Source organism: Lientehia hominis, assembly GCF_021044755.1.
In the GTDB taxonomy this organism is placed as follows: Bacteria; Bacillota; Clostridia; order Lachnospirales; family Lachnospiraceae; genus Lientehia; species Lientehia hominis.
Window position 1 is genome coordinate 554990 of the sequence record NZ_JAJNOR010000001.1, and the last position, 24701, is coordinate 579690.

At 49.4% G+C, this 24701-nt stretch carries 24 protein-coding genes; 6 read left to right on the forward strand and 18 right to left on the reverse strand.

Annotation, left to right across the window (positions count from 1 at the left end; translation table 11 throughout):
- Window positions 1–34: 34 nt before the first annotated feature.
- From tpiA to LQE92_RS02540, 12 genes are all read right to left on the reverse strand, one after another.
- Complete coding sequence (gene tpiA, locus LQE92_RS02485; RefSeq protein ID WP_231061424.1) at window positions 35–784, reverse strand: triose-phosphate isomerase; 750 nt, start codon at window positions 782–784, stop codon at window positions 35–37.
- A gap of 48 nt (window positions 785–832) precedes the next feature.
- Window positions 833–2038, reverse strand: a complete 1206-nt coding sequence (locus tag LQE92_RS02490; RefSeq protein ID WP_231061425.1) for a phosphoglycerate kinase — start codon at window positions 2036–2038, stop codon at window positions 833–835.
- Window positions 2039–2143: 105 nt separating this feature from the next.
- Window positions 2144–3175 (reverse strand): type I glyceraldehyde-3-phosphate dehydrogenase, encoded by a 1032-nt coding sequence (gene gap, locus LQE92_RS02495; RefSeq protein WP_231061426.1) that lies wholly within the window; start codon window positions 3173–3175, stop codon window positions 2144–2146.
- 189 nt (window positions 3176–3364) lie between these two features.
- The gene (locus LQE92_RS02500; protein WP_231061427.1) at window positions 3365–3853 is read right to left on the reverse strand and encodes a YbaK/EbsC family protein; all 489 of its coding nucleotides are present in this window, start codon (window positions 3851–3853) and stop codon (window positions 3365–3367) included.
- 56 nt (window positions 3854–3909) lie between these two features.
- On the reverse strand, window positions 3910–5025 hold the full coding sequence (locus tag LQE92_RS02505) for an aminopeptidase (protein WP_231061428.1): 1116 nt from the start codon (window positions 5023–5025) through the stop codon (window positions 3910–3912).
- A 170-nt stretch (window positions 5026–5195) separates the two neighbouring features.
- Window positions 5196–6389, reverse strand: coding sequence for a [FeFe] hydrogenase H-cluster maturation GTPase HydF (gene hydF, locus LQE92_RS02510; protein WP_231061429.1), 1194 nt, complete (start codon window positions 6387–6389; stop codon window positions 5196–5198).
- Between the two features lie 23 nt (window positions 6390–6412).
- The gene (locus LQE92_RS02515) at window positions 6413–7390 is read right to left on the reverse strand and encodes a biotin synthase BioB (protein ID WP_231061430.1); all 978 of its coding nucleotides are present in this window, start codon (window positions 7388–7390) and stop codon (window positions 6413–6415) included.
- Window positions 7380–7991 (reverse strand): ATP-binding cassette domain-containing protein, encoded by a 612-nt coding sequence (locus LQE92_RS02520; protein ID WP_231061431.1) that lies wholly within the window; start codon window positions 7989–7991, stop codon window positions 7380–7382. Before LQE92_RS02520 ends, LQE92_RS02515 begins: the two co-directional genes overlap by 11 nt.
- Window positions 7988–8743, reverse strand: coding sequence for an ABC transporter permease (locus LQE92_RS02525; protein WP_331001215.1), 756 nt, complete (start codon window positions 8741–8743; stop codon window positions 7988–7990). The genes LQE92_RS02520 and LQE92_RS02525 overlap by 4 nt, the downstream gene beginning before the upstream one ends.
- Window positions 8744–8769: 26 nt before the next feature.
- Complete coding sequence (locus LQE92_RS02530) at window positions 8770–9747, reverse strand: ABC transporter substrate-binding protein (RefSeq protein WP_231061432.1); 978 nt, start codon at window positions 9745–9747, stop codon at window positions 8770–8772.
- A gap of 127 nt (window positions 9748–9874) precedes the next feature.
- Entirely contained in the window at window positions 9875–10567 is a 693-nt protein-coding gene (locus LQE92_RS02535; protein WP_231061433.1) for a Crp/Fnr family transcriptional regulator, read from the reverse strand.
- A gap of 67 nt (window positions 10568–10634) precedes the next feature.
- On the reverse strand, window positions 10635–11459 hold the full coding sequence (locus LQE92_RS02540) for a prolipoprotein diacylglyceryl transferase (protein WP_231061434.1): 825 nt from the start codon (window positions 11457–11459) through the stop codon (window positions 10635–10637).
- A 258-nt stretch (window positions 11460–11717) separates the two neighbouring features.
- On the opposite strand from LQE92_RS02540, the gene LQE92_RS02545 reads away from it, so the two are divergent.
- Both LQE92_RS02545 and ftsH read left to right on the forward strand, forming a co-directional pair.
- Window positions 11718–12194 (forward strand): MarR family winged helix-turn-helix transcriptional regulator, encoded by a 477-nt coding sequence (locus LQE92_RS02545; RefSeq protein WP_231061435.1) that lies wholly within the window; start codon window positions 11718–11720, stop codon window positions 12192–12194.
- 3 nt (window positions 12195–12197) lie between these two features.
- Window positions 12198–14036 (forward strand): ATP-dependent zinc metalloprotease FtsH, encoded by a 1839-nt coding sequence (gene ftsH / locus LQE92_RS02550; protein ID WP_231061436.1) that lies wholly within the window; start codon window positions 12198–12200, stop codon window positions 14034–14036.
- A 99-nt stretch (window positions 14037–14135) separates the two neighbouring features.
- Here the strand turns inward: ftsH and LQE92_RS02555 are convergent, their stop codons facing one another.
- The 4 genes from LQE92_RS02555 to LQE92_RS02570 all read right to left on the reverse strand — a co-directional run bounded on the left by LQE92_RS02555 (window position 14136) and on the right by LQE92_RS02570 (window position 17333).
- Window positions 14136–14858, reverse strand: a complete 723-nt coding sequence (locus tag LQE92_RS02555; RefSeq protein ID WP_231061437.1) for a hypothetical protein — start codon at window positions 14856–14858, stop codon at window positions 14136–14138.
- A 1-nt stretch (window position 14859) separates the two neighbouring features.
- On the reverse strand, window positions 14860–15720 hold the full coding sequence (locus tag LQE92_RS02560) for an ABC transporter ATP-binding protein (RefSeq protein ID WP_231061438.1): 861 nt from the start codon (window positions 15718–15720) through the stop codon (window positions 14860–14862).
- The gene (locus tag LQE92_RS02565) at window positions 15701–16084 is read right to left on the reverse strand and encodes a GntR family transcriptional regulator (protein WP_231061439.1); all 384 of its coding nucleotides are present in this window, start codon (window positions 16082–16084) and stop codon (window positions 15701–15703) included. The genes LQE92_RS02560 and LQE92_RS02565 overlap by 20 nt, the downstream gene beginning before the upstream one ends.
- Before the next feature lie 379 nt (window positions 16085–16463).
- Complete coding sequence (locus LQE92_RS02570) at window positions 16464–17333, reverse strand: AraC family transcriptional regulator (RefSeq protein WP_231061440.1); 870 nt, start codon at window positions 17331–17333, stop codon at window positions 16464–16466.
- Between the two features lie 354 nt (window positions 17334–17687).
- Here LQE92_RS02570 and LQE92_RS02575 point away from each other — a divergent pair, with 354 nt between their 5' ends.
- The 3 genes from LQE92_RS02575 to LQE92_RS02585 all read left to right on the forward strand — a co-directional run bounded on the left by LQE92_RS02575 (window position 17688) and on the right by LQE92_RS02585 (window position 21612).
- Window positions 17688–19931, forward strand: coding sequence for an ATP-binding cassette domain-containing protein (locus LQE92_RS02575; protein ID WP_231061441.1), 2244 nt, complete (start codon window positions 17688–17690; stop codon window positions 19929–19931).
- A 191-nt stretch (window positions 19932–20122) separates the two neighbouring features.
- Window positions 20123–20989 carry an AraC family transcriptional regulator gene (locus LQE92_RS02580; protein ID WP_231061442.1) on the forward strand — a complete coding sequence of 289 codons (867 nt, stop codon included), beginning with the start codon at window positions 20123–20125 and terminating at the stop codon, window positions 20987–20989.
- Between the two features lie 149 nt (window positions 20990–21138).
- Window positions 21139–21612: a hypothetical protein gene (locus LQE92_RS02585; protein WP_231061443.1), complete on the forward strand. Its 474-nt coding sequence runs from the start codon at window positions 21139–21141 to the stop codon at window positions 21610–21612.
- A 34-nt stretch (window positions 21613–21646) separates the two neighbouring features.
- Here LQE92_RS02585 and LQE92_RS02590 read toward each other — a convergent pair whose 3' ends face one another.
- Both LQE92_RS02590 and LQE92_RS02595 read right to left on the reverse strand, forming a co-directional pair.
- Window positions 21647–22525 carry a homocysteine S-methyltransferase family protein gene (locus LQE92_RS02590; RefSeq protein WP_231061444.1) on the reverse strand — a complete coding sequence of 293 codons (879 nt, stop codon included), beginning with the start codon at window positions 22523–22525 and terminating at the stop codon, window positions 21647–21649.
- Window positions 22522–23463, reverse strand: coding sequence for a hypothetical protein (locus LQE92_RS02595; protein WP_456298550.1), 942 nt, complete (start codon window positions 23461–23463; stop codon window positions 22522–22524). The genes LQE92_RS02590 and LQE92_RS02595 overlap by 4 nt, the downstream gene beginning before the upstream one ends.
- A gap of 142 nt (window positions 23464–23605) precedes the next feature.
- Between LQE92_RS02595 and LQE92_RS02600 the strand changes: the two genes are divergently transcribed.
- Window positions 23606–24415, forward strand: coding sequence for a histidinol-phosphatase HisJ family protein (locus tag LQE92_RS02600; protein ID WP_231061445.1), 810 nt, complete (start codon window positions 23606–23608; stop codon window positions 24413–24415).
- Window positions 24416–24701 lie beyond the last annotated feature (286 nt).

Sequence of the window (24701 nt, forward strand, 5' to 3'; positions counted from 1 at the left end):
TCACAGGCTTTCCGGACATCCTTTCTTTTCCTATTTATTTCCAGTTTACGATCTTTCCGAAATCGGGCTTCAGTGCCGCGCCGCCTACAAGGCCGCCGTCAATATCGGGCTGTGCGAACAGCTCGGGAGCGGTCTTGTCATTAACGCTTCCGCCGTACTGAATGCGGATTGCTTCTGCTGTCGCTTCATCGTAAATCTCTGCAATGCATTTACGGATACCGCAGCAGACCTCCTGGGCCTGTTCTGTGGTAGCGGTCTTCCCAGTACCGATGGCCCAGATGGGTTCATACGCGATCACTGCCGTCTTAGCCTGCTCCGCAGTCACTCCGAGGAACGCGATCTTAACCTGCTGGCGGATGAAATCCATGGTAACGCCCTGTTCTCTCTGAGTCAGAGTCTCACCGCAGCATACAATGGGAGTGATGCCGTGCTCAAAAGCCTTCAAGACCTTCTTGTTCACGGTCTCATTGGTCTCTGCGAAATACTCTCTTCTCTCAGAATGGCCGATGATCACATATTTCACGCCCACATCTGTCAGCATATCAGGAGCAATCTCGCCTGTATAAGCGCCTTTCTCCTCATAATACATATTCTCTGCGCCAATCTCGATATTGGAGCCCTTGGAAGCCTCCAGCGCAGGGATGATATCGATAGCCGGAACGCAGAATACTACGTCCGCATCCTCTGTCGCTACCAGAGGTTTCAGAGTATTGATAAGCTCCACTGTCTGACTGGGAGTCATATTCATTTTCCAGTTGCCGGCGATGATTTTCTTTCTTGCCATTTGTTTTTTCTCCTATCCTGTTAAATTCTTTTATGATCAATAAACTGTTTATTTATCGTTTGCCGCCACTACGCCGGGAAGGTCTTTGCCCTCCAGGAATTCCAGTGAGGCCCCGCCTCCGGTAGAAATATGAGACATTTTATCGCCAAAGCCCAGCTGATTTACCGCAGCCGCGGAATCTCCGCCGCCGATGATAGTAGTAGCGTCTGTCTCAGCCAGAGATTTCGCCACAGCAATCGTGCCTTTCGCCAGAATCGGATTTTCAAATACACCCATAGGGCCGTTCCATACCACAGTCTTAGCAGACTTCACGGCGTCGGCAAACATCCCGGCCGTTTTCGTTCCGATATCCAGGCCCATCATATCTGCCGGTATCGCGTCGGCTGCCACAACGGACACCTCGATCTCTGCGTCGATGGGATTCGGGAAGGATGCTGCGATCGTAGTATCGACAGGGAGAAGAAGCTTTTTGCCAAGCTTCTCAGCCTTATCCATCATTTCCTTGCAATATGCGACCTTTTCATCATCCACCAGTGAAGTGCCTACCTCATAGCCCTTCGCTTTCAGGAAAGTATATGCCATACCGCCGCCGATGATCAATGTATCACATTTCTCCAGCAGGTTGGCGATGACATTCAGCTTATCCGCTACCTTCGCTCCGCCCAGGATGGCTACGAAAGGCCTTTCGGGATTATTCACCGCATTGCCCAGGAAATCAATCTCCTTCTGCATCAGATAACCGACTGCCGCAGTATCCACGTACTCGGTCACTCCAACGTTGGAGCAGTGCGCTCTGTGAGCCGTACCAAAAGCATCATTTACAAATATATCACAAAGAGAAGCCAAATCCTTGCTGAAGGCCTCTCCGTTCTTGGTCTCTTCAATCCGGTAGCGGGTATTCTCAAGCAGAATCACATCCCCGTCCTTCATCTCCGCGACCGCCGCCTTTGCATTGGGACCTACCACCTCCGCATCCGGGGCGAACTTCACTTCCTGTCCAAGAAGCTCGGACAGTCTGACTGCCACAGGCGCCAAAGATAACTCCGGCTTCGGTTCTCCCTTAGGCTTGCCCAGGTGAGAACACAGAATAACCTTTCCGCCGTCCGCGATCAATTTCTTGATCGTAGGCAAAGCAGCCACAAGACGGTTCTCGTCCGTAATCTGACCGTCCTTCAGCGGTACGTTGAAATCACAGCGGACCAGGACTTTTTTGCCTTTTACGTTGATATCGTCAACTGATTTTTTATTAAGCATAAAATACCTCCTTGTTCCTTACTTTGAAAGTCAAAAAGCGGGTCCGGTCCTATTAAAGAACCGGACCCGCCATAGGATCTTATTTAACTATCGCTTGTCCGATGCTTAAGCTAACTCAGCAAAGTATTTGATAGTTCTCACCATCTGGCTAACGTAGGAATTCTCATTGTCATACCAGGAAACTACCTGTACCTGAGTATCGCCATTCTCCATAGGAGAAACCATGGTCTGTGTCGCATCAAACAGAGAGCCGTATGTCATACCGATAACGTCGCTGGATACGATCTCGTCGGTGTTGTAGCCAAAGGACTCTGTAGAAGCAGCTTTCATAGCGTCGTTGATTGCTTCCTTTGTAACAGCGCCTTTCACTACTGCGATCAGGATCGTGGTGGAGCCTGTAGGAGTAGGCACACGCTGAGCAGCGCCGATCAGCTTGCCGTTCAGTTCAGGAATAACAAGACCGATGGCCTTTGCAGCGCCTGTGGAGTTGGGAACGATGTTGACAGCGCCTGCACGGCTTCTTCTCAGATCGCCTTTCCTCTGAGGTCCGTCAAGGATCATCTGATCTCCTGTATAAGCATGAATCGTGGTCATGATACCGCTCTGGATCGGAGCAAGGTCATTGAGAGCCTTTGCCATAGGAGCCAGGCAGTTTGTGGTACAGGAAGCGGCGGAAATAACCGTATCTTCTTTTTTCAGTACGTTATGGTTTACATTATATACAATAGTAGGAAGATCATTGCCTGCGGGAGCGGAGATAACTACTTTCTTCGCACCAGCTGCGATATGAGCAGAAGCTTTCTCTTTGGAGGTATAGAAGCCTGTGCACTCCAGTACAACGTCTACTCCCAACTCGCCCCAAGGCAGTTCAGCAGCGTTTGCTTTCTTGTAGATGGTGATCTCTTTGCCGCCGATGATAACAGCGCCTTCGGTATCACCTTCACCCTCTTTATAAGAAACAGTATCAGCCAGCGCATATTTGCCCTGAGATGAATCATATTTCAATAAATGAGCCAGCATCTTAGGGCTGGTTAAATCGTTGATCGCTACAACATCATATCCAGGAGCATTGAACATCTGCCTGAATGCCAGACGGCCGATACGTCCAAAACCATTGATCGCAACTTTTACTGCCATTTTGAATTCCTCCTAAAATATAAAAAATTTTTAATAAGTAGTATTATTTAACTCATTAGATATTTTACCTAATTTGCTAAAAAATAGCAAGCGATTTTTTTCCTTTTTTAAGTCATACCCCTTGTTTTATCACTAATCCACAATTATTTGTCCAGGCGGCGCGATTATCCGGCAATATGACAAGAGAAATCATGTCTCCTCCTGCCAGCCTTTGCACACGTCGATCCACCCTTCCGCGTTTCCGCAGAGGTACAGCTCTTCACAGGTCATCTCCACCGCGGAGCTGGCGCTTCCGGCCGCGGGAAATACCGTCTCAAACCGGCGAAGCGACTCATCCAGATACGTATTTACTTTTCCATCGGGATTGGCAAAGGGGCATACCCCTCCGACAGCATGTCCGGTAAATAACACGACCTCATCCGGTGACAGCATCTTTGCCTTGCATCCAAAAAAGCGCTTGTATTTGGAATTATCAACTTTGGCGTCTCCCGCCGCCACCACCAGAGAGCAGTGCTCCCCATCCTTCGATAAGAACGACAGGGTTTTCGCGATCCTGGCCGGGACCACGCCCACCGCCTGGGCAGCCAGCTCCACCGTAGCGCTGGATTCCTCAAATTCTCTTACGTCTTTATCCTTATCCCATTTCTTCAGGTATTCTTTTACTGTCTCCACCGACATGATGGTATCCTCCTCTTATGTTTTTCCTCATTTCTCCCTGGTCCTAAAACCATCCGCTACTTGAGGTTCTCCGGATTCAATCCCAAAAGCTCTTTCACCACAAATCTGCCGTCCTTCCTGATCAGCCTGCCATCGAAGTAGATTTCTCCGCCGCCGTACTCCGGCGTCTGGATGCACACCAGATCCCAATGTATCGAAGACTGGTTGCCGTTGGGAGCCTCCTCATAGCAGTTGCCGGGAGTAAAATGGAACGAACCTTTGATCTTCTCGTCAAATAAGATATCCTTCATGGGCTTTTCCACATAGGGATTTACCCCGATGGCAAATTCGCCCACATACCGAGCTCCTTCGTCGATATCAAAAATCCTGTTGATCTTTTCCGTATTATTGGCCGAGGCTTCCACGATCTTCCCATTTTCAAAGGTCAGACTGATGTTCTCATAGGTGAATCCCTGATATACGGAAGGAGTGTTGTAACGGAGCGTTCCGTTCACAGAATCCCGCACCGGCGCGGTAAAAACTTCACCATCGGGAATATTCATCGTTCCGGCACAGGGAATGGCCGGGATCCCTTCTATGGAGAATGTAAGATCTGTACCAGGTCCTATGATCTGTACCTGCGACGTCTTATTCATCAGTTCCACCAGCGGCTTCATAGCCTCTCCCATTTTTCTGTAGTCCAGGCAGCACACGTCAAAATAAAAATCCTCAAACGCCTCCAGGCTTGTGCCGGCGCTCTGTGCCATGGACGGTGACGGGTAACGGAGCACCACCCACTTCGTCTTCGGCACCCGGATGCCGTGATGGACCGGCGTCGTATAAAGGGAACTGTAAAGAGAAAGCTTTTCCGGCGGCACATCAGAAAGCTCATTGATATTGTCGCCGCCCCGGATGCCCAGATAACAGTCCATTTTGGCCATCTCCATACTGTCTACCTCAGCCATCAGCCTCAGCTGCTCTTCCGTACAATGAAGAAGCAGCTCCCGCTGCATCCTGCTGTCCGTAAAGTGAATAAAGGGCCGTCCTCCTGCCTGATAAACCTCTTTCACCACCTGACGGGCCAGATTGGCCGTGTCGATTCCCGTATAATGGACATACACGTTTTCCCCGGGCTGTACCCGGCAGGAATAATTCACCAGGTTATACGCCAGCTTTTTGATCCTTTCGTCCATAGAAGCCTCCTTATCTAGTTTTCCAATGCCTTTTATTCTTATTCTTCCATTTTTACCCTGTTCGAAACAATATTTATTGTAATCCTTTCTCAGGATTTTGTAAAGGAAGCGGCAAAACCGCTTCCTTCCTATTATAATATCCGTCTTTTTATCCGGAAACCTTATGAAATTTATGACACGAAGCTGATCTTATCCAGAATTCCGTTCAGATGGGCAATCACAACTCCGTAATTACTAATGGCGACTCCCTGTCTCCTCGCCGCATCCATTCGCTCCATCACATATTTCCGATTAAACATGCAAGCCGCGCAGTGGATGATCAGGTCATACTGACTCAGATCCTTCGGAAAATCCACTCCCCGGACAAAATCGATGCAAAGCCCCAGCCCCACATGGCGGCGGAGAAGATTCGGAATCTTGATCCTGCCGATATCTTCCTCTGTGGGAGAATGGGCACATGCCTCCGCTATCAATACCCTCGAGCTTTCCGTAAGCCCTTCGATGGCCTCTGCTCCCCGCAGAAATTCCCGAATATCCCCTTTATATCCCGCAAAGAGGACAGAAAACGAGGTCAGCATGCTCTCCTCCGGCTTCAGACGGTAAACCTCCGCAAAAGCCTGGGAGTCGGTGATGATCAGTCTGGGCGGTCTTGCCAGCGCTTTTAAGGTCATCTCCATCTTATCGGCCGTACAGCTCATCACCAGGGATTTTTTATCCAGAAGTTCCCGGATTGTCTGCACCTGAGGCAGAATCAGCCTACCCTTCGGAGCCTGGATGTCCTGCGGCATTACCAATAGCACCAGGTCGCCTTCCCCCGCCAGGCCCCCGGTCAGGCTCACATCCCAGAAATTCTCCGGAGCGCTCTCCACGATTTTTCTCTTGAGCGCCTCAATGCCGGCTCCCGTACGCAGATCCAATTCCAGGGCTTTCAGCCCCAGACTGTCCCGGATGGCTTTCTTCACCGCCTCCCTCTCCTCCGGCCGGCAGATCTTGTTGACCGCGGCGATTACCGGTGTCTTCCGCTCCGTGAACCGGGCCGCCCACTCAATCTCTTCTCCCGGTAAAGAATCGAACAGTATGACTGCCACATCGGTTTTCGTCATGGCTTCTTTCGTCTTCCCGACTCTCATACTTCCCAAAACGCCTTCATCATCAAAGCCGGCCGTATCGATGAATACCGCCGGTCCGAAACCCCGAAGCTCCACTGCCTTATATACCGGATCCGTAGTCGTCCCCGCCACATCGGACACCAGAGAGGTCTCCTGTCCTGTCAATGCGTTGACCAGAGTGGACTTCCCCACATTCCTTCTGCCAAAAATACCGATATGCAGCCTGTTTGATCTCGGCGTGCTGTCCATCCCCATAATTATCTTCTCCCTTTCCTTCCTCAGAAGCTTAAGGCAAGCCCCGTCAATTCCGCAATCTGATACAGATGCTCTGTACCGGACACATTTCGGTTGTCAATGACCCGGAAATTCTTTGCCAGAGCGTCTGGAAGCAGATCGCAAAACAACACATTGGCGCCGGACAGAATGGCATCCCGGTTCCCCTGAGGGTCCGCCAGTCCATTCCGCAGATCCTTCCCTGGCTGCTGAGCCGTAATGTTCACATCCGGCATCATCAGGCGGAGCAGGGCGATTTCCTTCCTGTTTGTGAGCAGATCTCCCACGCCCCCTTCCGCCGCCAGAGGCGTGTTCTGCGCCGGCATATATGGAATGACCGGAGCCCAGCTGATCTCCAGCTTTTTCATCAGCAAAATATCCTCTGCCAGCTGATCGCGGCTCTGTCCCGGAAATCCCACTATATTCCCGGAAGCCAGCTTCATACCGCTCGCTTTGACAGATTCAATGGCTGACATACGCTTTTTGAAATTCGTCGAGGGATTCAGCCGGTTAAAGGTTTCCTCGTCCGACATCTCAAACTTCATCACGTATTCCTCCGCGCCGGCGGATTTAAGCTCCCGGTACTGCTCCGGGCTGTATTCCCCGCAGGCAAGGCTCTGATGCATGCCCATCCCATGGATGGCTTCCACAATGTGCAGAAGATTATCAAATCCGTATTTGGGGTCTTCTCCCGATACGAGAAAAATATGACGGAACCCATTTTCACTGGCCATCCGTGCCGAGGCGATCACGTCTTCAGGAGCCAGACGATACCGTTTGACCCCGCTGTTGGAAGCCCGCATGCCACAGTACAGGCATTGGTTTTTACAGACATTGTCATATCCCAGCATCGCCATAGCGAGCAGGCTGCCGCCCTTCCTCTCATCCCGCAGCTTCGCGGCCTCCGGCGCCACTTCCGCGTCAAACTGAGCCTCCGGCATCCTAAGGACCTCCAAAACTTCCTTTTTCCCTTCAATAATCATCGTTTTCCTCCCAGATTTCCGCTTGCTCCATCCGTATGATCTCGCCGCCCATCTGCCTGGCCTCAGCCTCGTCGTGGGTCACCAAGATTACGGTCTTTCCTTTTGTATAATTCCGCACGTAAGATATCGCGGCCTGCCTAGTGACGGCGTCCAGTCCTTTAAACGGCTCATCTAAGAAAAGGATGTCCGCGTCAAACAGCACAGCTCTTGCAATGGCCACTCTGCGTTTCATTCCGCCGCTGAAATCAGCCACCGGCTTGTTAAACATATCTTCTTTTAACCCAAGCTCCTTCAGGTGCTCTTTCACCAGTTCCTTCGGCACCCGGTTCCCGGCGGCCATACGGACGTTGGAAACAGCCCCAAAAGCTTCGCAGAGCCGGTCCTCCTGAAAGACGGCGCTTTTTCTCTCCGGAACTCCTGACACAGTGCCGGCATCCGGCGGGATAAACCCCATCAAAATATTTAAAAGCGTAGTCTTTCCGCATCCGGAGCCGCCCATGACGCTTGTCGTCTCTCCGCCCTTTATCACCGCGGAAAAATCTTTGAGAACTTGTTCTTCCCCAAAGCTTTTATTTACATTTGCAAATACGATGTCTTTCACAGCTTCTCCAATCTGGCAAAGCCCCACTTCATAAATTTCATGAAAATCTTTTCAAACAGGACACTGAGCAGCACGATCACTATGGTCCAGGCAAACAGATCCGCCGTGCTCAGATATACCTTCGCCTCATAAAGCCGCTCTCCAATGGAACCATCGGGAATCCCGATCACTTCCGCCGCAATTCCCGCTTTCCATGATATGCCAAGCGCAGTGCTGCACGCAGAAAACAGGAAGGGTCTTACCTGAGGAAGATAGATATAAAAAAGCTGCCTCCTCCATGGCATCCGAAAAATCTCCGCCATCTGGAGCATCCTGATGTCAGTGCTTTTCATTCCCTGCAGCACATTGAAATATACAATCGGGAATACCATCAGGAATGATATAAATACGGAAAGTCCCGACGCGCTCAGCCATATCAGGCTGATAATGATAAAAGAAGCCACCGGCACTGACTTGACTGCCACCAGAAAGGGCCACAGCATAGTCTCTAACAAATGGCTCCTCGACGAGATGACTGCCAGAAGGGCTCCCAGGAAAAGACCCAGAAAAAAGCCGGCTACTATCCGCAGGAAGCTGAACCAGAGAGTCTGCCAGAATCCGGACTCCAGCCAGAGCGTACCAAGACGCAAAAGGACCCTGACCGGTGAGACCAGTAAGAGCTGCTGCCCCAGGATCATCGAGGCCGCCTGCCATAGGAGCAGGGCAAAAACCACGGCTGCGGCCCGTTCATATAATCGTCTTCTCTTCATCATCCCCACCTCATTAGCCGGCCAAAGGACTATTTTCCTTCATAGTAAAAATCATCACCCGGCAGCTCACCGCCGACGGAAGCAGGATTCTGATCGTACAGCACCTGCAGATATCCTTTCATGGCCGTCTCCATCCCGCTTCCGTCCATATAAACAATATTGCAGTAAGGAATCGCTTTCTGTGCCACGGCCGCTTTTACGATATCGTATTTTTCCACCAGCGCCGCAGCGTCTTCCAGGTTATCATTTACATATTCGGTGGATGCTTTATATTCTTCCAGGAACTGTTTCAGCTGTTCCGGATATTTTTCCGCGAACTCTTTACGCACCACGAGACCTGCCGTAATGAACTGACTCCCGTTATCCAAAGCCTTCCATTCTTCTGTCAGATCCAGAGCCACGTTCAGGCCTTCTATCTGAGAACCGGCTACCGTTACAAAAGGCTGCGGCAGCATGGCAATGGCACTCTCCTGCGCCGCCATCTGGGCCACTACTTCTGCAGGCTCACTTTTCCATTCCACTGTCACATCCGTTTCCGGATCCAAGCCGTTCTGTTCCAGGAGGTAATTAAGCGCGTATTCCGGAGTAGAGCCTTTTCCTGTGGCATAAATGGTCTTACCCTTAAGATCCTCCCATCCGCTCACAGTCTGTCCGCCCTTTTCCACAATATAGATGACCCCGAGGGTGTTGACCGCTAAGAACTGTACGGCCCCTTCAGAATTGTTATAGAGGATTGCCCCCAGATTGGCCGGAACCGCCAGGATATCCAGGTCCCCTTTTAACAGCTTCGGCGTCAGTTCATCCGCCGAGCCAGACATTGTGAACTCAATTTTGCTTTTGCTCTTTCCATTCTCCGCGTCATCCAGGAGCTTTACCATGCCCATGGATGTGGGGCCCTTCAGGCCTCCAAGCCGGATGGACGCGGTCTCTTCCGCCTTTTTCCCGCATCCGGCGAATACCATCGCCAGAATAATGACCGTCATCACGGCAGATATCATTTTTTTCATGTGAATCCCCCTTTTGTATTCCTTATTGGCTAGTGTTCATCAGCATAGCATATCACCGGGGGTTCAATTGTTGCATTGGCAACCAAATGATATAGGTTTCCATTTTTTCGTTAATTTTTTATCTTTTCTAATCCTCTTCTGTTCTTTTCATAAGCCGAAATTTTTCCTTATAGAACTGAAGGATCCCTTCCTCCTGCATCTTAGCCAGTTCCCGGGACAGAGCGCTCCGGTCGGCGCCAAGATAGGCGGCCATTTCATTTCTGTTAAACGGAAGCGTAAACCTATCGCTGCCATACTGATGGGCGCATTGGGAAAAAAATACGATCAGCTTCCCCCGCAGGCTCTTTTTAGACAAGATCTGGATTCTGTCATTCATGGCCAGCGTCTTCTCGGTGAGCAGCGTGATGAATCTCAGAGTGAGACTATGGGAATTACCCGTACCGCTGACCGGCATCCTCTTGATCTCCTCTGTGCTCAGCCAAAGTACTTTCACTCCTGTGGCAGCACAGATTGTGACCGGTTCTTCCTCAATCTCCAGAAAACACATGGACTCTCCAAAGGTATTCCCTTCTGTCACGTTGGCCATAATGATAGGATTTCCGTCTATGTCATCCATGTAGACCTGCACTCTGCCAGAGAGGACCAAACCGAATCTGGTCAGCCGGCTTCCTACTCTATGAAGGAATTCTCCCTTTTCATACTGCTTTGAAACAGCAGAAAAAAAATCCAAGGCATAACGGAGCCTCTCTCCTGACAGTCCCTGAAAAAGCCTGTTTTTCTGCAGCACCGTAAAATCCCTTGCAGTCAGCTCATCCTTCATCCTCGATCTCCCTGTTGAATTTCCTATTATAATGAAAGCAGCGGCTGCCTGCCGCTGCTTTTTTCAATTACTGCTCTTTTTCCGCCGAAGCATTTTCTTCTCCGTCCGCTGCAGCTTCTTCCGCTGTCTCTTCTGTCTCACTGTCTTTTATCCTGCCGCACCCGACAAAGATTGCAATGCCGGCAATCAGCATGAAGATTGCGATAAACTGAGAGGTGGACAGCATCCCCACGTTTCCTCTTGGATCGCCCCGGAAGAACTCGAGCACAAACCGCCCGATGCTGTAAAAGACCAGGTACAAAGCTCCCACCTGCCCGTTTTTCTTTGTCCGTCTTGCAATCAGGATCAGAGCAAGGAAATTCAGAAAATTCAGCCCGCTGGAGATCAGCTGGGTGGGAATCAGGCTCACTCCATTGGGAGCATAGGCGGATTCATGGAATATGATCCCCCAGCCCGTATGGGTTTCCCTTCCATAGCAGCAGCCCGCCAGAAAACAGCCTATTCGTCCGAAGGCCTGTGCCAGAGCGATGGACGGCATCACCAGATCAAAATATTTCAAAAAAACAAGCTTCTTCACGCGGCAGAAAAGATAGCCAGCCAGAATACCGCCGATCAGGCCGCCGTATACCACAAAGCCTGTGGACATCGTCGACCAGATTTTGGCCGGGTTTTCAATCAGGGACGGCAATTCCGTAATCCAAAACAGAAGCTTCGCTCCTATCAGCCCGCCGATCAGGCTCCAGATTCCGAGGTCAAATACTTTATCATCGCCGACCTTCCATTTTTTCTCACGGTACATGGCAACCGCAAAGGCTGCGATGACCCCGATGGCAATCATCAGGCCGTACCCGTATATTTTAAACGGGCCTATCTCAAATAATACTTCTTTCATGTGGAATTCTCCTTATATCAGTGAATGCAGAATCTGCACATTTTATCAAACAGCAGCTTTCTGCATTATATCAGATTTTTCTCGTTTCCGCAAGCAATGCTCCTCTGGGCCGCCGTCACAATCATAAATAATGAATAATAAATATATATTATTTATAAACATTTTAATAAAAGTAAATGTTTCGTTGACTTTCTGACATGAAATGTTATATACTCCTGTTGAAAAGACACCTTAAGCAGATAAAGGAGGAGTATTCGCATGGATTGTAACGGTTCTTTCCTTGAGGAAAAAAATCTGCCGCCCGATGAGCTGGCAGAAAGTTTTACCCATTTTGTCCTGACCTTTTATTACAGAATGCAGGAGCATCCCGTCAACCTGTGCGGAATCAAACTCAGCTCCCACGCGTTCCACGTTCTCTACATTCTGAAAGAGGACCCGAGGGGGCAGGTCCCCATGACGGAACTGGTCACACGGATACGCAGAACCAAGCAGCAGCTGTCCAAGCTGATAAGTGATCTGGAGGACGACGGCCTGGTCGCCAGAGTCCGTATGAAAGAAAACCGCCGGGCCGTCCATGTGACCCTTACCGACAAAGGAAATGAATTTGTCCGCCAGGCCACCGCATCCATGGTCGGAGCCATGACACAATTTTTAAGGAGTCTTCCGGAAGAAAAGCGTATTGTCATCGAAGACGTCACAAACCAGCTGACTGTTTTAATAAATGAGGAGGTATGACCAATGAAAGAAGTACAGCCGCCGAAAAAACCGATTCTCTTTTATTACCTTATAGCGTTGATCGTGCTGCTGCTGTTAAACGCTCTGTTTTTTCCCAAGATCTTCAGCGCAAAAGTAAATGAAGTGGATTACGGCGTCTTTCTCACTATGATCGACGAGGGTAAAGTAAACGAAGTTCAGATTGAAAACAATGAGATCATCTTCTCCGATAAAGAAGAAAAGCCAAACTACTATAAGACCGGAAACATGAATGACGACCGGCTGATCGACCGGCTTTACGGCGCGGGCATCACCTCCTTCGGCACGCCTATTGTCAAAGAAGCCTCGCCGATTCTGAGTTTCCTTTTAAGCTGGGTATTTCCGATTCTCATCTTCGTCGTCATCGGACAGCTGCTGTCCAGAAGTCTGATGAAAAAAATGGGCGGATCCATGGGAAACGCCATGAGCTTTGGAAAAAGCAACGCCAAGGTATATGTGGAATCCAAGACCGGCATAAAATTCTCTGATGTAGCCGGCGAAGACGAAGCCAAAGAAATCCTGACGGAAATCGTGGATTTCCTTCATAACCCCAAGAAATACACGGAAATCGGCGCCAGGATGCCCAAGGGCGCCCTTCTGGTAGGCCCTCCCGGAACTGGAAAGACCCTCCTCGCGAAAGCCGTGGCCGGCGAGGCCAATGTCCCCTTCTTCTCCATCTCCGGATCGGAATTTGTGGAGATGTTCGTCGGCATGGGGGCTGCAAAGGTCCGCGACCTCTTTAAGCAGGCCAGTGAAAAAGCCCCCTGCATCGTCTTCATCGACGAGATTGATACCATCGGCAAAAAGAGAGATGGAAGCGGAATGGGAGGAAATGATGAACGAGAGCAGACTTTGAATCAGCTGCTGACGGAAATGGACGGGTTCGACGGCACCAACGGCGTCATGATCCTTGCCGCCACCAACCGTCCTGAATCTCTGGATCCCGCCCTTCTCCGCCCCGGCCGTTTTGACCGGCGGGTCCCTGTGGAGCTGCCTGATCTGCAGGGCCGGGAAGCCATCCTCCGTGTCCATGCCAAGAACATCAAGCTGAGCGACAATGTGGACTTCATGTCCATCGCCAGGACTGCCGCCGGCGCCAGCGGCGCGGAACTCGCCAATATGGTAAACGAAGCCGCTCTCCGGGCTGTCCGGGACGGCCGGAAATATGTGACCCAGGCTGACCTGGAAGAAAGTGTGGAAGTCGTCATCGCCGGTTATCAGAAAAAGAATAAGATTCTTTCCGATAAAGAAAAACTGACGGTGGCGTATCATGAGATAGGACACGCGCTGGTCGCCGCTCTTCAGACAAATTCTGCCCCGGTCACAAAAATCACGATCATTCCCCGTACTTCCGGCGCGTTGGGTTATACCATGCAGGTGGATCAGGATGAACGGAACCTGATGTCCAAAGAGGAACTGGAAAACAAGATCTCCACTCTCACCGGCGGCCGTGTGGCAGAAGATCTGATCTTCCACTCCATTTCAACGGGAGCTTCCAATGATATCGAACAGGCCACCAAGGTCGCCAGAGCTATGATCACCCGGTACGGCATGAGCGAGGACTTCGGCATGGTCGCCTTTGAGACCATAAAGAACCAATACCTGGGAGGAGACACTTCTCTGGCATGTTCAGAAAATACCTCTTCCAAGATTGATGACAAGGTCGTCGCGCTGGTGAAAAAACAGTATAAAAAAGCAGAGGAGCTTCTGAATTCCAATCTGGCTAAGCTCCACCGGCTGGCAGAATATCTGTATGATCACGAGACGATCACCGGAGAAGAGTTCATGGAAATACTGAACAGACAGGATGCTGCCATTCAATAGCCTGGATATGCCGGCAAAAGAAAAAGGGAGACCGCACAAATCTGTGCGTCTCCCTTTTCATGGACTGCTCTCTCATTTAAGCTTTGACAAACAGCCATATTATCTGAGCTCTGTTCTGCGGATAACGGCATAAGAGCCGCTTCCCAGAGCAGCGATAACAAGCAGTAAAGTCAAAATCGGAAACAGATAGTTGATCGTTCCGTCAGTCATAAAGCCCATTGCTTTTGCAAAAAATCCTAAGATATTGCTTACCGTTCCAGCCGAAAAAACATATCTGAATAATGCAATGATCAGCAGTACAATGCCGCCCGCAGCAGCTCCCAGATAAATAGATAACGCTTTTCCAGCTTTATTTATCACAAGTATTCCTATATAAAGCATGCTGCAGACCATGACATAGACCAGAAACAGCCACAGCCAATTCATAACTATATTTTCGTAGCCATATAGTCCTCCATACAGGGAAGAATAACCATTGTTAAAGTGATGAATGATATTTCCGGCCGCCGTATCAACAAGTGCCATCGATCCGGATATAAAACAGAACATGGAAAATGTCGCGATAAAGATATATTTTCGGGTAAATCCGTTTTGTATCAGCATCTTAAAGTCTTCTTTAAGTCCTAATGCACCTAAAATACCAACATAGATCACAGTGTTCATTTCCAGAGCATTTGTCCCTACCTCTTCAAAACTCCCCATGCTTATTCCTATGATCAGTGTAATAAGTGAAACGGCAGCATACTGTATGGCATAAAAAATCCAAATATATTTAAATGAGGTAATGCATTCATATTGAATAATAGATTTCAGCTTTCTCATATCAATTACCGCCTTTCTCTGTCAGCTTAACAAACAGCTTTTGCAAATTCATCGCCGAAAGCTGTACGCCGCTTCCCTGTGGAGCCGGAGATTTTTCCCCCAACACATAGGCGATCTTCATGCCTCCCAATTCGTCATATCCAATCACATTTTTACCGCTGCAGTAAGCGTCGACATTATTTGCCATACCAGAAACGCTGTAACCCGTTTTCAATAAATTTTCCACATTTTCTTGAAGCAGTACTTTTCCTTTATCGATCAGGACAACTTCCTCGATCAAATTTGCGACTTCTTCAATCAGGTGCGTCGCAATAATGATTGTCCGCTCGTTGTTTTCATATTCTCTTAACAGCAGATCGTAAAACAGCTCTCTGTGATTGGCGTCCAGCCCTAACACTGGTTCATCGAAAATCACATACGGTACGTTGAGGGCCATAGCAATCGTCAATTTAAAAATTGACTGATAGCCTTTCGATAGCTGCTTAAATTTCTTGTCGGTGTTGAGACCAAACCTTTCAGCAATCTCAAACGCTTTCTTCCTGTCAAAGCTGTCGTAAAATCGGTCTATCCATTTAAAATGGTCTTTGACTTTTATTCCATCCGCATATAAATCTTCTTCGCTCATACAAAAAACCTTTTCATGGACGTCCATATTTTCTCTTGCTGTCATATCGTCAACGAGAACCTCGCCCTCGTCAGTAAAAATCCGGTTTGCGATAATGTTGATAAGCGTAGATTTTCCAGCGCCGTTTCTTCCTAAAAATCCGTAGATTTTCCCATGCTCAAAGGTAAAAGACACATTGTCAAGCGCAGTAACATCTTGATATCGTTTTGTAACATTCTTAATTTGAATTGCGTTCATTGTCATAACCTCTCTCTATCAGTTGAATTACTTCCTCTTTTGACATATTCAGTTTCGCCGCCTCCGTAACCAATGCCTCTATATACTGGCTGAAAAATTGTCCCTGCCGCTTTGTGCGTATCTTATTGACCGCCCCTTCTTTCACATACATTCCAAGCCCTCTCCTCTTATAAATAATCTCCTCGTCCACAAGCATATTCATTCCCTTCAAAACGGTATGAGGATTTATATTCAGCAGTGCTGATATTTCATTCGTAGAGGGTATCTTTGTCTCCTCCGGAAATATTCCTGTAAATATGGAGTCCTCAAGCTGTTCGGCTATCTGAATGAATATGGGTTTATCTGTATTTGTATCTATATACACCGTATCACCCTCTTTGTTTGTATGTTTGTTACTCTAGTAACTAACTGTCTTACATCTTTAATATAGATGATTCAAGCACTGATGTCAAGAGATTTATATAATTTTTTAAAAACCTTGATTACCTCTAAAACTCTATGATTTATGGGCATCTGTGCAGGAATATAAGTGAACAGCAGATATCGGAACGTTTAAGGGAAGAAGAGGCCAACGAACAAAGAAGAATGATTGCCAAAATCAATACGTCATGAAAGAAGGCCACCGTTGGTATTTAAGTGAGGCCGTTGATGGAAAGACGTGATATGGAAAGTTGAGCATTAGCTGCGAAGCAAGCAGAGGAACAATGCCATCAGGTCTTATGGCTGCCGGCATTGTTCCTCTCTCACTTTACTGGTATATAAATTTTTACCTCATTATTGGGATCATCGAAGGACAATACCTCCCGCTCATAAACCTCAAAGTCCTCTCGGTCATCCAGCTCCACCTTTGCTGATTGCAGCCATGTTCCAAAAATATACTGATATGTTTTGAACAGATTTGCAAAGGTGCCTCGATGGGTAAAAACGGCATACCTTCCCGCCCGCAAAATCTTTTGATCCAATGATAAGGACGGCGGCAGATTTTCAAAATCTTGCACAGGGCTTCCCACCATAGCTGAAAACAATACGTCTCCGTCTTTAGTATAGGTGGTCCGCTGTGTTTCGCAAATGCCATACCCAGCGCCAGCGGCCATAATCAGGTCTTTATGGTGGCGCATAAATTTCTCCCATAATCCAGGAAGCCGGTTATCAGACAGAGAGGTTGTTCCTCTTAGTCCGGCCACCTTTGTCTCCTTCAGTATCACAAATTCCGGCGAACGTGAAATGTTGTTGGCAATATGGTTCACATCTTCAGGAGTCAGTTCCCTCCTGGCATTCACGACAAGGTCGAGACCCGTCCTTCGGTAATCCACCGGGCTGCTGCCAAAAACGGCCTTAAAAGCCCGGCTGAAGGCCTCCGGCGATTCAAACCCGCAGCCAAACGCAATATCGATGATCCGCTGATCGGAATGAATCAGCTTTTCCGAGGCGTTGTACAGCCTGCGCCGATTGATGTAACGGCCAACAGATTCTCCCAATACGGAAGAAAACAGCCGCGTCATATGGTAGTAGGAGTAACCTGTTTCCCTCGACACATCGCCCAAGCCGATGTTTTCATTCAAATGGTTTTCTATATATTCGACTGCCCTTTGTAAAGGGGATATTTCTTTCAAAACGGCACCTCCTTCCGGTGCTTCTATGATACCATACCGCATTATTTATCTCCAGAGCCAAAAACTCAGCAAAAAATATCAAGATTAAAATTTATTTCTTTGATACGCTGTAACATGGAAGCCATCAGACTATCCGTTGCCATCGGCATCCTGTTCACCACAGTCTGCCTTGTATTTCTGTAGCCGCTGGTGCCCGCTTCTGCTGATGGTTCCCCTAATCCATATTTTCTCCCGTATTTGGGAAATAGACGGCATTTTATGCACAAGCCCCGCAGCCGATTATCTGACCACACTGATTATGGCGCTGCTTTTGGGGTATGATAGAAAGAAGCAAACGAAAAGAGGTGTAAAATAATGGCGGATATTCTTGTCCACGGACTGACCCAGAACAATTTGAAACACGTTACTTTCCGTATTCCAAAGGAAAAAATCACGGTGTTTACTGGCGTATCCGGCTCCGGCAAGTCCAGCATCGTGTTCGATACCATCGCCGCCGAATCCCAGCGGCAGATGAACGCCACCTACCCGGCCTTCGTGCGGTCCAGACTGCCAAAATACCCGAAGCCGGCAGTGGATCGCATCGACAACCTGACGCCTTCTGTGGTGGTGGACCAGTCCCCCTTGGGCGGCAACGCCCGCTCCACGGTGGGAACCATCAGCGGCCTGTACGCCAGTCTGCGGCTGCTGTTTTCCAGAATCGGCCAGCCTTATGTGGGTACGGCCTCCTACTTCTCCTTCAACGACCCTAACGGGATGTGCAAAACCTGCTCCGGTCTAGGTAAAATCACCAAGGTTGACGTGGAGGCGATCCTGGACCTGAACAAGTCCTGGAATGAAGGCTGCGTGAAGGATTCCCTCTACCGGCCCGGTTCCTGGTACTGGAAACAGTATGCTCAGTCCGGCCTGTTCGATCTGAATAAGCCCATCCGGGCGTATTCCGGCGAGGAATACAACCTCTTGCTCTACGGCTCACGGGACGGCAAAGGAGAGCCGGAAAACCCGAAGGTGACCGGCCTGTACCACAAGTACACCAAGACGCTGCTCAATCGGGACATCAGAAATAAGAGCAGACACACCCAGGAAAAGTCCCAAAACCTGGTTACCGAAATGGAGTGTACCGACTGCCACGGACAGCGGCTCAACGAAGCGGCCCTGAGCTGCAGGATAAACGGTTACTCCATTGCGGATCTCTGCGGTATGGAGCTGACCCAGCTTCGAGAGGTGCTGACGAAAATCACCGATCAGACAGCAGTAGTTCTGGTGCAGACCATCATAGAGGGACTGGACAGGATGATCGAGATTGGCTTGCCGTACCTGCACTTAAACCGGGAGACCCCCTCCCTCTCCGGCGGAGAGGCCCAGCGGCTTAAGCTGGTGCGGTACATGGGCAGTAGCCTGACCGGTATGACCTATATCTTCGACGAGCCCAGCGCCGGAATGCACCCCCGCGACGTTTACCGCATGAACGGCCTGCTGCGGCAGCTACGGGACAAGGGCAACACGGTTTTGGTCGTGGAACACGACAAGGACGTAATCTCCATCGCCGACTATGTAATCGACGTGGGGCCGGGGGCCGGGCAGAATGGCGGGAATATCGTATTTGCGGGCAGCTACCCGGAGCTGCTCCAGGCCGATACCCTGACCGGGCGGGCCATACGGCAGATTCTGCCCATCAAAGAGACTCTCCGGCAAGCGACGGGCAGCCTGCCGATTCGGGACGCCTGCCTCCACAACCTCAAGCATATAAATGTGGACATCCCCCTGGGTATTATGACCGTGGTGACCGGCGTAGCCGGTTCGGGCAAAAGTACCCTGATTTCTCAGGTTTTTGCAGGGCAGTATGAAAGCAGCATTGTGATGATCGACCAAGGACCCATCACGGCCACCAACCGCTCCACTCCCGCCTCCTACCTAGACTTTTTTGATGAAATCCGCAAATTGCTGGCGCGTGAAAGCGGTAAGCCGGACAGTCTGTTCAGCTTCAACTCTGCCGGAGCCTGCCCAGTGTGCGGCGGCAAGGGCGTCATCGTCACCGAGCTTGCCTTCATGGACCCCATCGTGACGGAATGCGAAGCCTGCGGCGGTGTACGGTATAACGAGAAAGCCCTTGCCTGCACCTACAAGGAGAAAAACATTGTGGAACTGCTGAGGCTGACCGCCTCTCAGGCGCTGGAGGTGTTCGAGGATGCTAAGATCAGAAAACACCTGAAAGTGATGGAGCAGGTGGGCCTCTCCTACCTGACACTGGGCCAACCGCTCAATACCCTTTCCGGCGGCGAACGTCAGCGAATCAAGCTGGCGAAGAACCTCGGGAAAAAAGGCGGGATTATTGTGATGGACGAGCCCACCACCGGCCTGCATCTGTCTGACATTCAAAACCTGCTCAAGCTATTCGACCTGATCGTGTCTCGTGGAAACACGCTGGTGGTGATCGAGCACAACCTGGACGTGATGAAGCAGGCGGACTGGATCATTGACATCGGCCCGGACGGCGGGAAGAACGGCGGCGAGGTGGTGTTCACCGGCACCCCCTTGGAGATGCTGCGAGGCGCCAAAACGCTGACGGCAGACAGCCTGCGGGCTTCCTGCTCCGGGTAAAACCCAGCGCCTGACACGCTACATACACATTTTTTACCGAAAGTCCTGTCAATCGGTCACCGACGGGAAGAACGGCGGCGCTTTCAAACTTCCGTCATTCTATCCTTCCAGTACCAGGATTAAGAGGACAGGTTTCTTTCTATCCGTTATAATGAAAGTTGCAGAGATGGGGCAATAGAAAGGAAAACAATATGGAGTGGAACGAAAAACTGCAAATAATCATCGACTATGTGGAAAACCATCTGCAGCGCAAGCAGGAGCCGATTGATCCGCAGGAAATAGCTGAAATCGCGGGATGCTCTTATAATTTTTTTCAAAAGGTGTTTTCCTATCTGAACGGCATCAGCTTCTCGGAGTATGTACGCGCCAGAAAATTGACCTTAGCTGGATACGACCTCAAGAGTACGGATATGAGAGTAGTCGATGTGAGCTATCAATACGGATATGACTCGCCCACTTCCTTTACAAAAGCATTCCAGCAATTTCATGGAATCACGCCAAAGGACGCCCGGAATCAGGATGTGAGACTGCGGGCGGTCCCGAAAATGCAGAGTTCCGTCAAGCAGCAATATATGTGGAGACTGGAGCAAAAAGCGTCCTTCCGCCTGATCGGGAAGAGCATCCGCATATCTCCCTGGAATGGGAATCACTATACAAAGATACCTGCTTTTTGGAGCGAGTGCCAAAGGGACGGCACCTTTTCCCAACTGACTTCCATGGATAAAGGAGATTCAAAAGGGCTGTTTGGTCTGTTCTGCTGTGATAAGAAAAGTCTGAATGAAGCGGAGTATTCCATCATGGTGATATCAGACAAGGAGCTGCCGGAAGGCTATACGGAAATACGCATATCGGAGGCTGCCTGGGCGGTGTTCGACTGTGTGGGGCCTGTGCCGCAGGCCATCCAAAATGGATGGAACTATCTCCAGGAGGAATGGCTGGTGAGATATCCATTTCAACACGCAAAATGCCCGGAGCTGGAGTGGTACAGTGATGGGAATGCCTATGCCGCGGATTATCTGAGCCAGATCTGGATTCCGGTCGTCGACAGTAAACAATAAATATTCAGCAAAAACAACAGGAGGACAAAATTGAATATCCCTTATTGGGTATAACGCGCATTAGGGAAAATATATGATATTTATTGGTGAATCTATCGGGAATTCTTTGAAAAGGTATATATACAACATAATAGGAGGAAAACAGTAGCATGAGTGAGAAATATACATTCCAGGATTTTTTAGCTTCCGTTGACGGAGAGAACCAGAAGTTTGTAAGTGAGCTGCATGACGAACTGACGGCATTTGGCTGCAAGATTGATGTGAAGTCCGCCAAGAGCGGCTATGTGGTTTCTTACAGCTTGGACAAAAAAATTATCGCTAATTATGTATTCCGCAAGAAAGGGCTGATCGCCCGGATTTATGCGGCCCATGTTGACCAGTACCCGGAGATTTTAGATACGCTGCCCGGCAGCATGGTGCGCACTATCCAGGAATCACCAAACTGCAAACGCCTGGCTGACCCTTCCACCTGCAATCAAAGATGCTCTATGGGCTACGACTTCCTTTTGCAGGGCGAGCGCCTGCAAAAATGCCGCAGCAACGCTTTCATGTTCTTACTGGATGAAGAAAGCAGACCCTATGTGAAATCGCTGCTGCTCCATGAAGTTAAAGCGGCTGTTTAGTGGGAAGTGTCTTGAACTAAATTTTCGGAGATACTTAACAAAGACATAAACGGTTATGGGAAATCTTCTCCGCCATTTTTTTTATATATTCCGGAGTGGTCCCGCAGCATCCGCCGACAATATCGGCCCCCGCTTCCACAAGCTTCGCCATATGTCCCGCATACTCCTCTGCCGCCATGGAATAGACCGCCTCACCGTCCTCCCGGATCACCGGCATGCCGGCGTTCGGCTTCACCAGGACCGGAACACTCACAGTCTGCCTGATTGTCTGGACTACGGACTCCAGCCGGTCCGGGCCTGCAGAGCAGTTTATCCCGACCGCGTCTGCCCCCATCTCCGCCAGCGCTGCGGCCGTGTCAAATACATTCCCTCCAAAAAGCAGACTGCCGTCAGATTCAATGGTCATGGAACACATCATGGGCAGCCCGCAGACCTCCCGGCAGGCGTCCAGCGCCGCCATGGTCTCTTCCAGCCCCAACATAGTCTCCGCCACGATCAGGTCCACTCCCGCGTCAGCGAGAATCTGAATCTGCTCTCTGTATACATCCAGCAGCACACCGTACTCCTCTTCCGTTTTTCCCGTCGTCGTAATGTCTCCTGCTACCAGGCAGGAGTTTCCAACCGCCTCTCTGGAAATTCCCACCAGCTCCCGGTTGATCTCCTCCAGGCATCCCTCCAGCCCATGACCGGCCAGGCTTATCCGATTGGCAGAAAAAGTCGGTGCATAGACGATCTGGGATCCGGCTTCCAGATATTGCTTCTGAAGCTGCTCCAGCACTCCTCGGTGGCCGCATATCCATTGTTCGGTGCATACTCCCCGGGGCATCCCGGCTTTCATCAGATTGGAGCCGGTGGCTCCATCCAGCAGCACAGTCCCTTTTTTTACAAGTTCCTGAAATTCTATTCTAGTCATTCTCCGCTCTCCGTTTCTTTCTCCTCACTTGCGCCTTCGTGTTCCGCATCGTCTCTGTTTTCTGCCGCAATGCTGAGAAAATCCTTATCTTTGTTTTTAAGCCTCGGTATGAACCGTTTGGCAAATCTGCCTTTTCCACGGCTCTTCACATAGAAAAATCCCACCACAGAAAACACAACCGCTCCGATGAAATTCACGAAAAGATCCTTCATGGTGTCATAAAGCCCGATGTCTAAATAGCCTCCAAGCCCCAGACTCTGTCCGTTGACAGACACATCCTGGATCCCTTTTATGGTAATCGGCACATTACCGCCGTTCGGATCGAGCATCACCGACGTGATTGAATGAAGGATCGTATCCTTCTGCATATCCAGATGAAAAAAGGTATCCATGCCGCATTCAAAGAATTCCCAAAGGACGCCGATCGTCATGGAAAAGCAGAAGGCCACAATGGCCATGAAAACAGGAGACAGTTCAAAAGAAAATCGTTCATGGCGGTTCAGGATATCCACCAGGGAAAATCCGATGGCTGCCATCAGGAAGCCGTTCAGCGTATGTAAGACCGTATCCCAGGCCGGTATCCGGATATAAAAGGCGTTGATCTCTCCCAATATCTCTGCCGAAAAGATGAAGAGCAGCATGATGATCTCCAGCGCAGTCGGAAGCTCGATCTTAATCTTCACCTGGATCAGGCTGGGGACCACCAGCAGCACCAGCGTCAAAATACAAAGAAACACATTTTCATAATTTCCTCTGAAAAGCTGCAGGACCATGGTGGCGATAACGAACAGGCGCAGTATGAAATATACGAAAAAAGAGCTTTTGTGCTCCCGGAGCTCCATTCCAAGGGCTGTGCTGAACGCCCCTTTATTCCGTTTCTTTCTCTTCTTTTCTTCCTTCTTCACGATATCCTCCTTTTCCATGTTCCTCCGCCGCATCTTTTTTCATTATAGCGTCAAATATAAGAAGCCGCAAGCAATATATCGAAGCCGGCATTTGACAATCATTTCGTTTTATTCTATTCTGTTTAAAGGACAAGAGTATCTGTTCGATCAAGATATGGAAAGGACATAATCTAAGATGACGCCCATTTACATTGATTCCCATCTGCATACAAGCTTTTCCGGCGACTCGGAAACGCCGCCTCGGGCACAGATAGAGCAGGCCTGTGCTCTGGGTATGCAGGCGCTCTGCATTACGGACCACCAGGATTTTGAATTTCCTGCCGGTGATATAAGCTTCTTATTGAATACCGGCGAGTATTTTTCTGCCCTGTCCCAGCTGAGAACAGAATACCAGGAAAAAATCCGTCTTGGTATCGGCGTGGAGCTGGGGCTTCAGATAAATATTAAGACAGACCTGGCCGCTTATGCAGACAGCTACCCATTTGATCTCATCATTGGTTCTGTTCATGCCTCCCGAGGAATGGACCCCTACTATCCGGAATTTTTCGAAGGCCTCTCCGAGGATTCCGCATATCGTTCTTATTTTGAGGATGAACTGGAAAATTTCAAGGCCTATGACTGCTTTGACGTGGCAGGCCATTTGGATTTCGTCGTACGGTATGGTCCGAATAAAAACCGATATTACAGCTATGAAAAATTCTCCGACATTATAGATGAAATATTAAGGACCCTGATTGACAAAGGCAAAGGCATTGAATGCAATACCGCCGGTTTCAAAGCCGGACTAGGACATCCAAATCCGACTGAGGACATTCTTAAACGTTATCGGGAATTGGGCGGAGAGATTCTGACACTCGGCTCCGACGCCCATCAGCCGGACCACATCGGTTATTCCTTTGACCGCACGGGGGCACTATTGAAAGACTGCGGCTTTCGATACTATTCTGTTTTTCATGGCCGGAAACCAGAATTTCTGCCGCTCTGACAAAACGGTTTATGGCCGGAGACCTTCTTCCTCTCCGGCTCCTTGACCGGGCACAGAATTTCGGCAATATTCACAATGATGTTCATGCAGTTTTCACCATGTCAAAATCCTCCTGGATATTTTTGTTAATTTATATACAAACGAGCATTTCTTGTTTCTGTTTTTAAACATTCTCCCATCATTCTATACAATTTTTTCTTTGAAAACCCCCTTAAATTCCACGAAATTATGCTGTTTTATCTGCTATAATATGAGCCGTGAAGGAAAGAAAGAAACAAAACATATG

What these genes read in the sequence shown, in the direction of transcription:
- LQE92_RS02500 (WP_231061427.1), bottom strand. Translation starts at nt 3,853, where the DNA reads ATGTCGGTGGAGACAGTAAAAGAATACCTGAAGAAATGGGATAAGGAT.
- tpiA (WP_231061424.1), bottom strand. Translation starts at nt 784, where the DNA reads ATGGCAAGAAAGAAAATCATCGCCGGCAACTGGAAAATGAATATGACT.
- LQE92_RS02490 (WP_231061425.1), bottom strand. Translation starts at nt 2,038, where the DNA reads ATGCTTAATAAAAAATCAGTTGACGATATCAACGTAAAAGGCAAAAAA.
- LQE92_RS02540 (WP_231061434.1), bottom strand. Translation starts at nt 11,459, where the DNA reads ATGAAAGAAGTATTATTTGAGATAGGCCCGTTTAAAATATACGGGTAC.
- LQE92_RS02525 (WP_331001215.1), bottom strand. Translation starts at nt 8,743, where the DNA reads ATGATGAAGAGAAGACGATTATATGAACGGGCCGCAGCCGTGGTTTTT.
- LQE92_RS02535 (WP_231061433.1), bottom strand. Translation starts at nt 10,567, where the DNA reads ATGAAGGATGAGCTGACTGCAAGGGATTTTACGGTGCTGCAGAAAAAC.
- LQE92_RS02575 (WP_231061441.1), top strand. Translation starts at nt 17,688, where the DNA reads ATGGCGGATATTCTTGTCCACGGACTGACCCAGAACAATTTGAAACAC.
- LQE92_RS02580 (WP_231061442.1), top strand. Translation starts at nt 20,123, where the DNA reads ATGGAGTGGAACGAAAAACTGCAAATAATCATCGACTATGTGGAAAAC.
- LQE92_RS02515 (WP_231061430.1), bottom strand. Translation starts at nt 7,390, where the DNA reads ATGATTATTGAAGGGAAAAAGGAAGTTTTGGAGGTCCTTAGGATGCCG.
- LQE92_RS02585 (WP_231061443.1), top strand. Translation starts at nt 21,139, where the DNA reads ATGAGTGAGAAATATACATTCCAGGATTTTTTAGCTTCCGTTGACGGA.
- LQE92_RS02595 (WP_456298550.1), bottom strand. Translation starts at nt 23,463, where the DNA reads ATGCGGCGGAGGAACATGGAAAAGGAGGATATCGTGAAGAAGGAAGAA.
- LQE92_RS02555 (WP_231061437.1), bottom strand. Translation starts at nt 14,858, where the DNA reads ATGAGAAAGCTGAAATCTATTATTCAATATGAATGCATTACCTCATTT.
- LQE92_RS02600 (WP_231061445.1), top strand. Translation starts at nt 23,606, where the DNA reads ATGACGCCCATTTACATTGATTCCCATCTGCATACAAGCTTTTCCGGC.
- ftsH (WP_231061436.1), top strand. Translation starts at nt 12,198, where the DNA reads ATGAAAGAAGTACAGCCGCCGAAAAAACCGATTCTCTTTTATTACCTT.
- LQE92_RS02590 (WP_231061444.1), bottom strand. Translation starts at nt 22,525, where the DNA reads ATGACTAGAATAGAATTTCAGGAACTTGTAAAAAAAGGGACTGTGCTG.
- hydF (WP_231061429.1), bottom strand. Translation starts at nt 6,389, where the DNA reads ATGGGGATGGACAGCACGCCGAGATCAAACAGGCTGCATATCGGTATT.
- LQE92_RS02530 (WP_231061432.1), bottom strand. Translation starts at nt 9,747, where the DNA reads ATGAAAAAAATGATATCTGCCGTGATGACGGTCATTATTCTGGCGATG.
- LQE92_RS02560 (WP_231061438.1), bottom strand. Translation starts at nt 15,720, where the DNA reads ATGAACGCAATTCAAATTAAGAATGTTACAAAACGATATCAAGATGTT.
- LQE92_RS02545 (WP_231061435.1), top strand. Translation starts at nt 11,718, where the DNA reads ATGGATTGTAACGGTTCTTTCCTTGAGGAAAAAAATCTGCCGCCCGAT.
- gap (WP_231061426.1), bottom strand. Translation starts at nt 3,175, where the DNA reads ATGGCAGTAAAAGTTGCGATCAATGGTTTTGGACGTATCGGCCGTCTG.
- LQE92_RS02505 (WP_231061428.1), bottom strand. Translation starts at nt 5,025, where the DNA reads ATGGACGAAAGGATCAAAAAGCTGGCGTATAACCTGGTGAATTATTCC.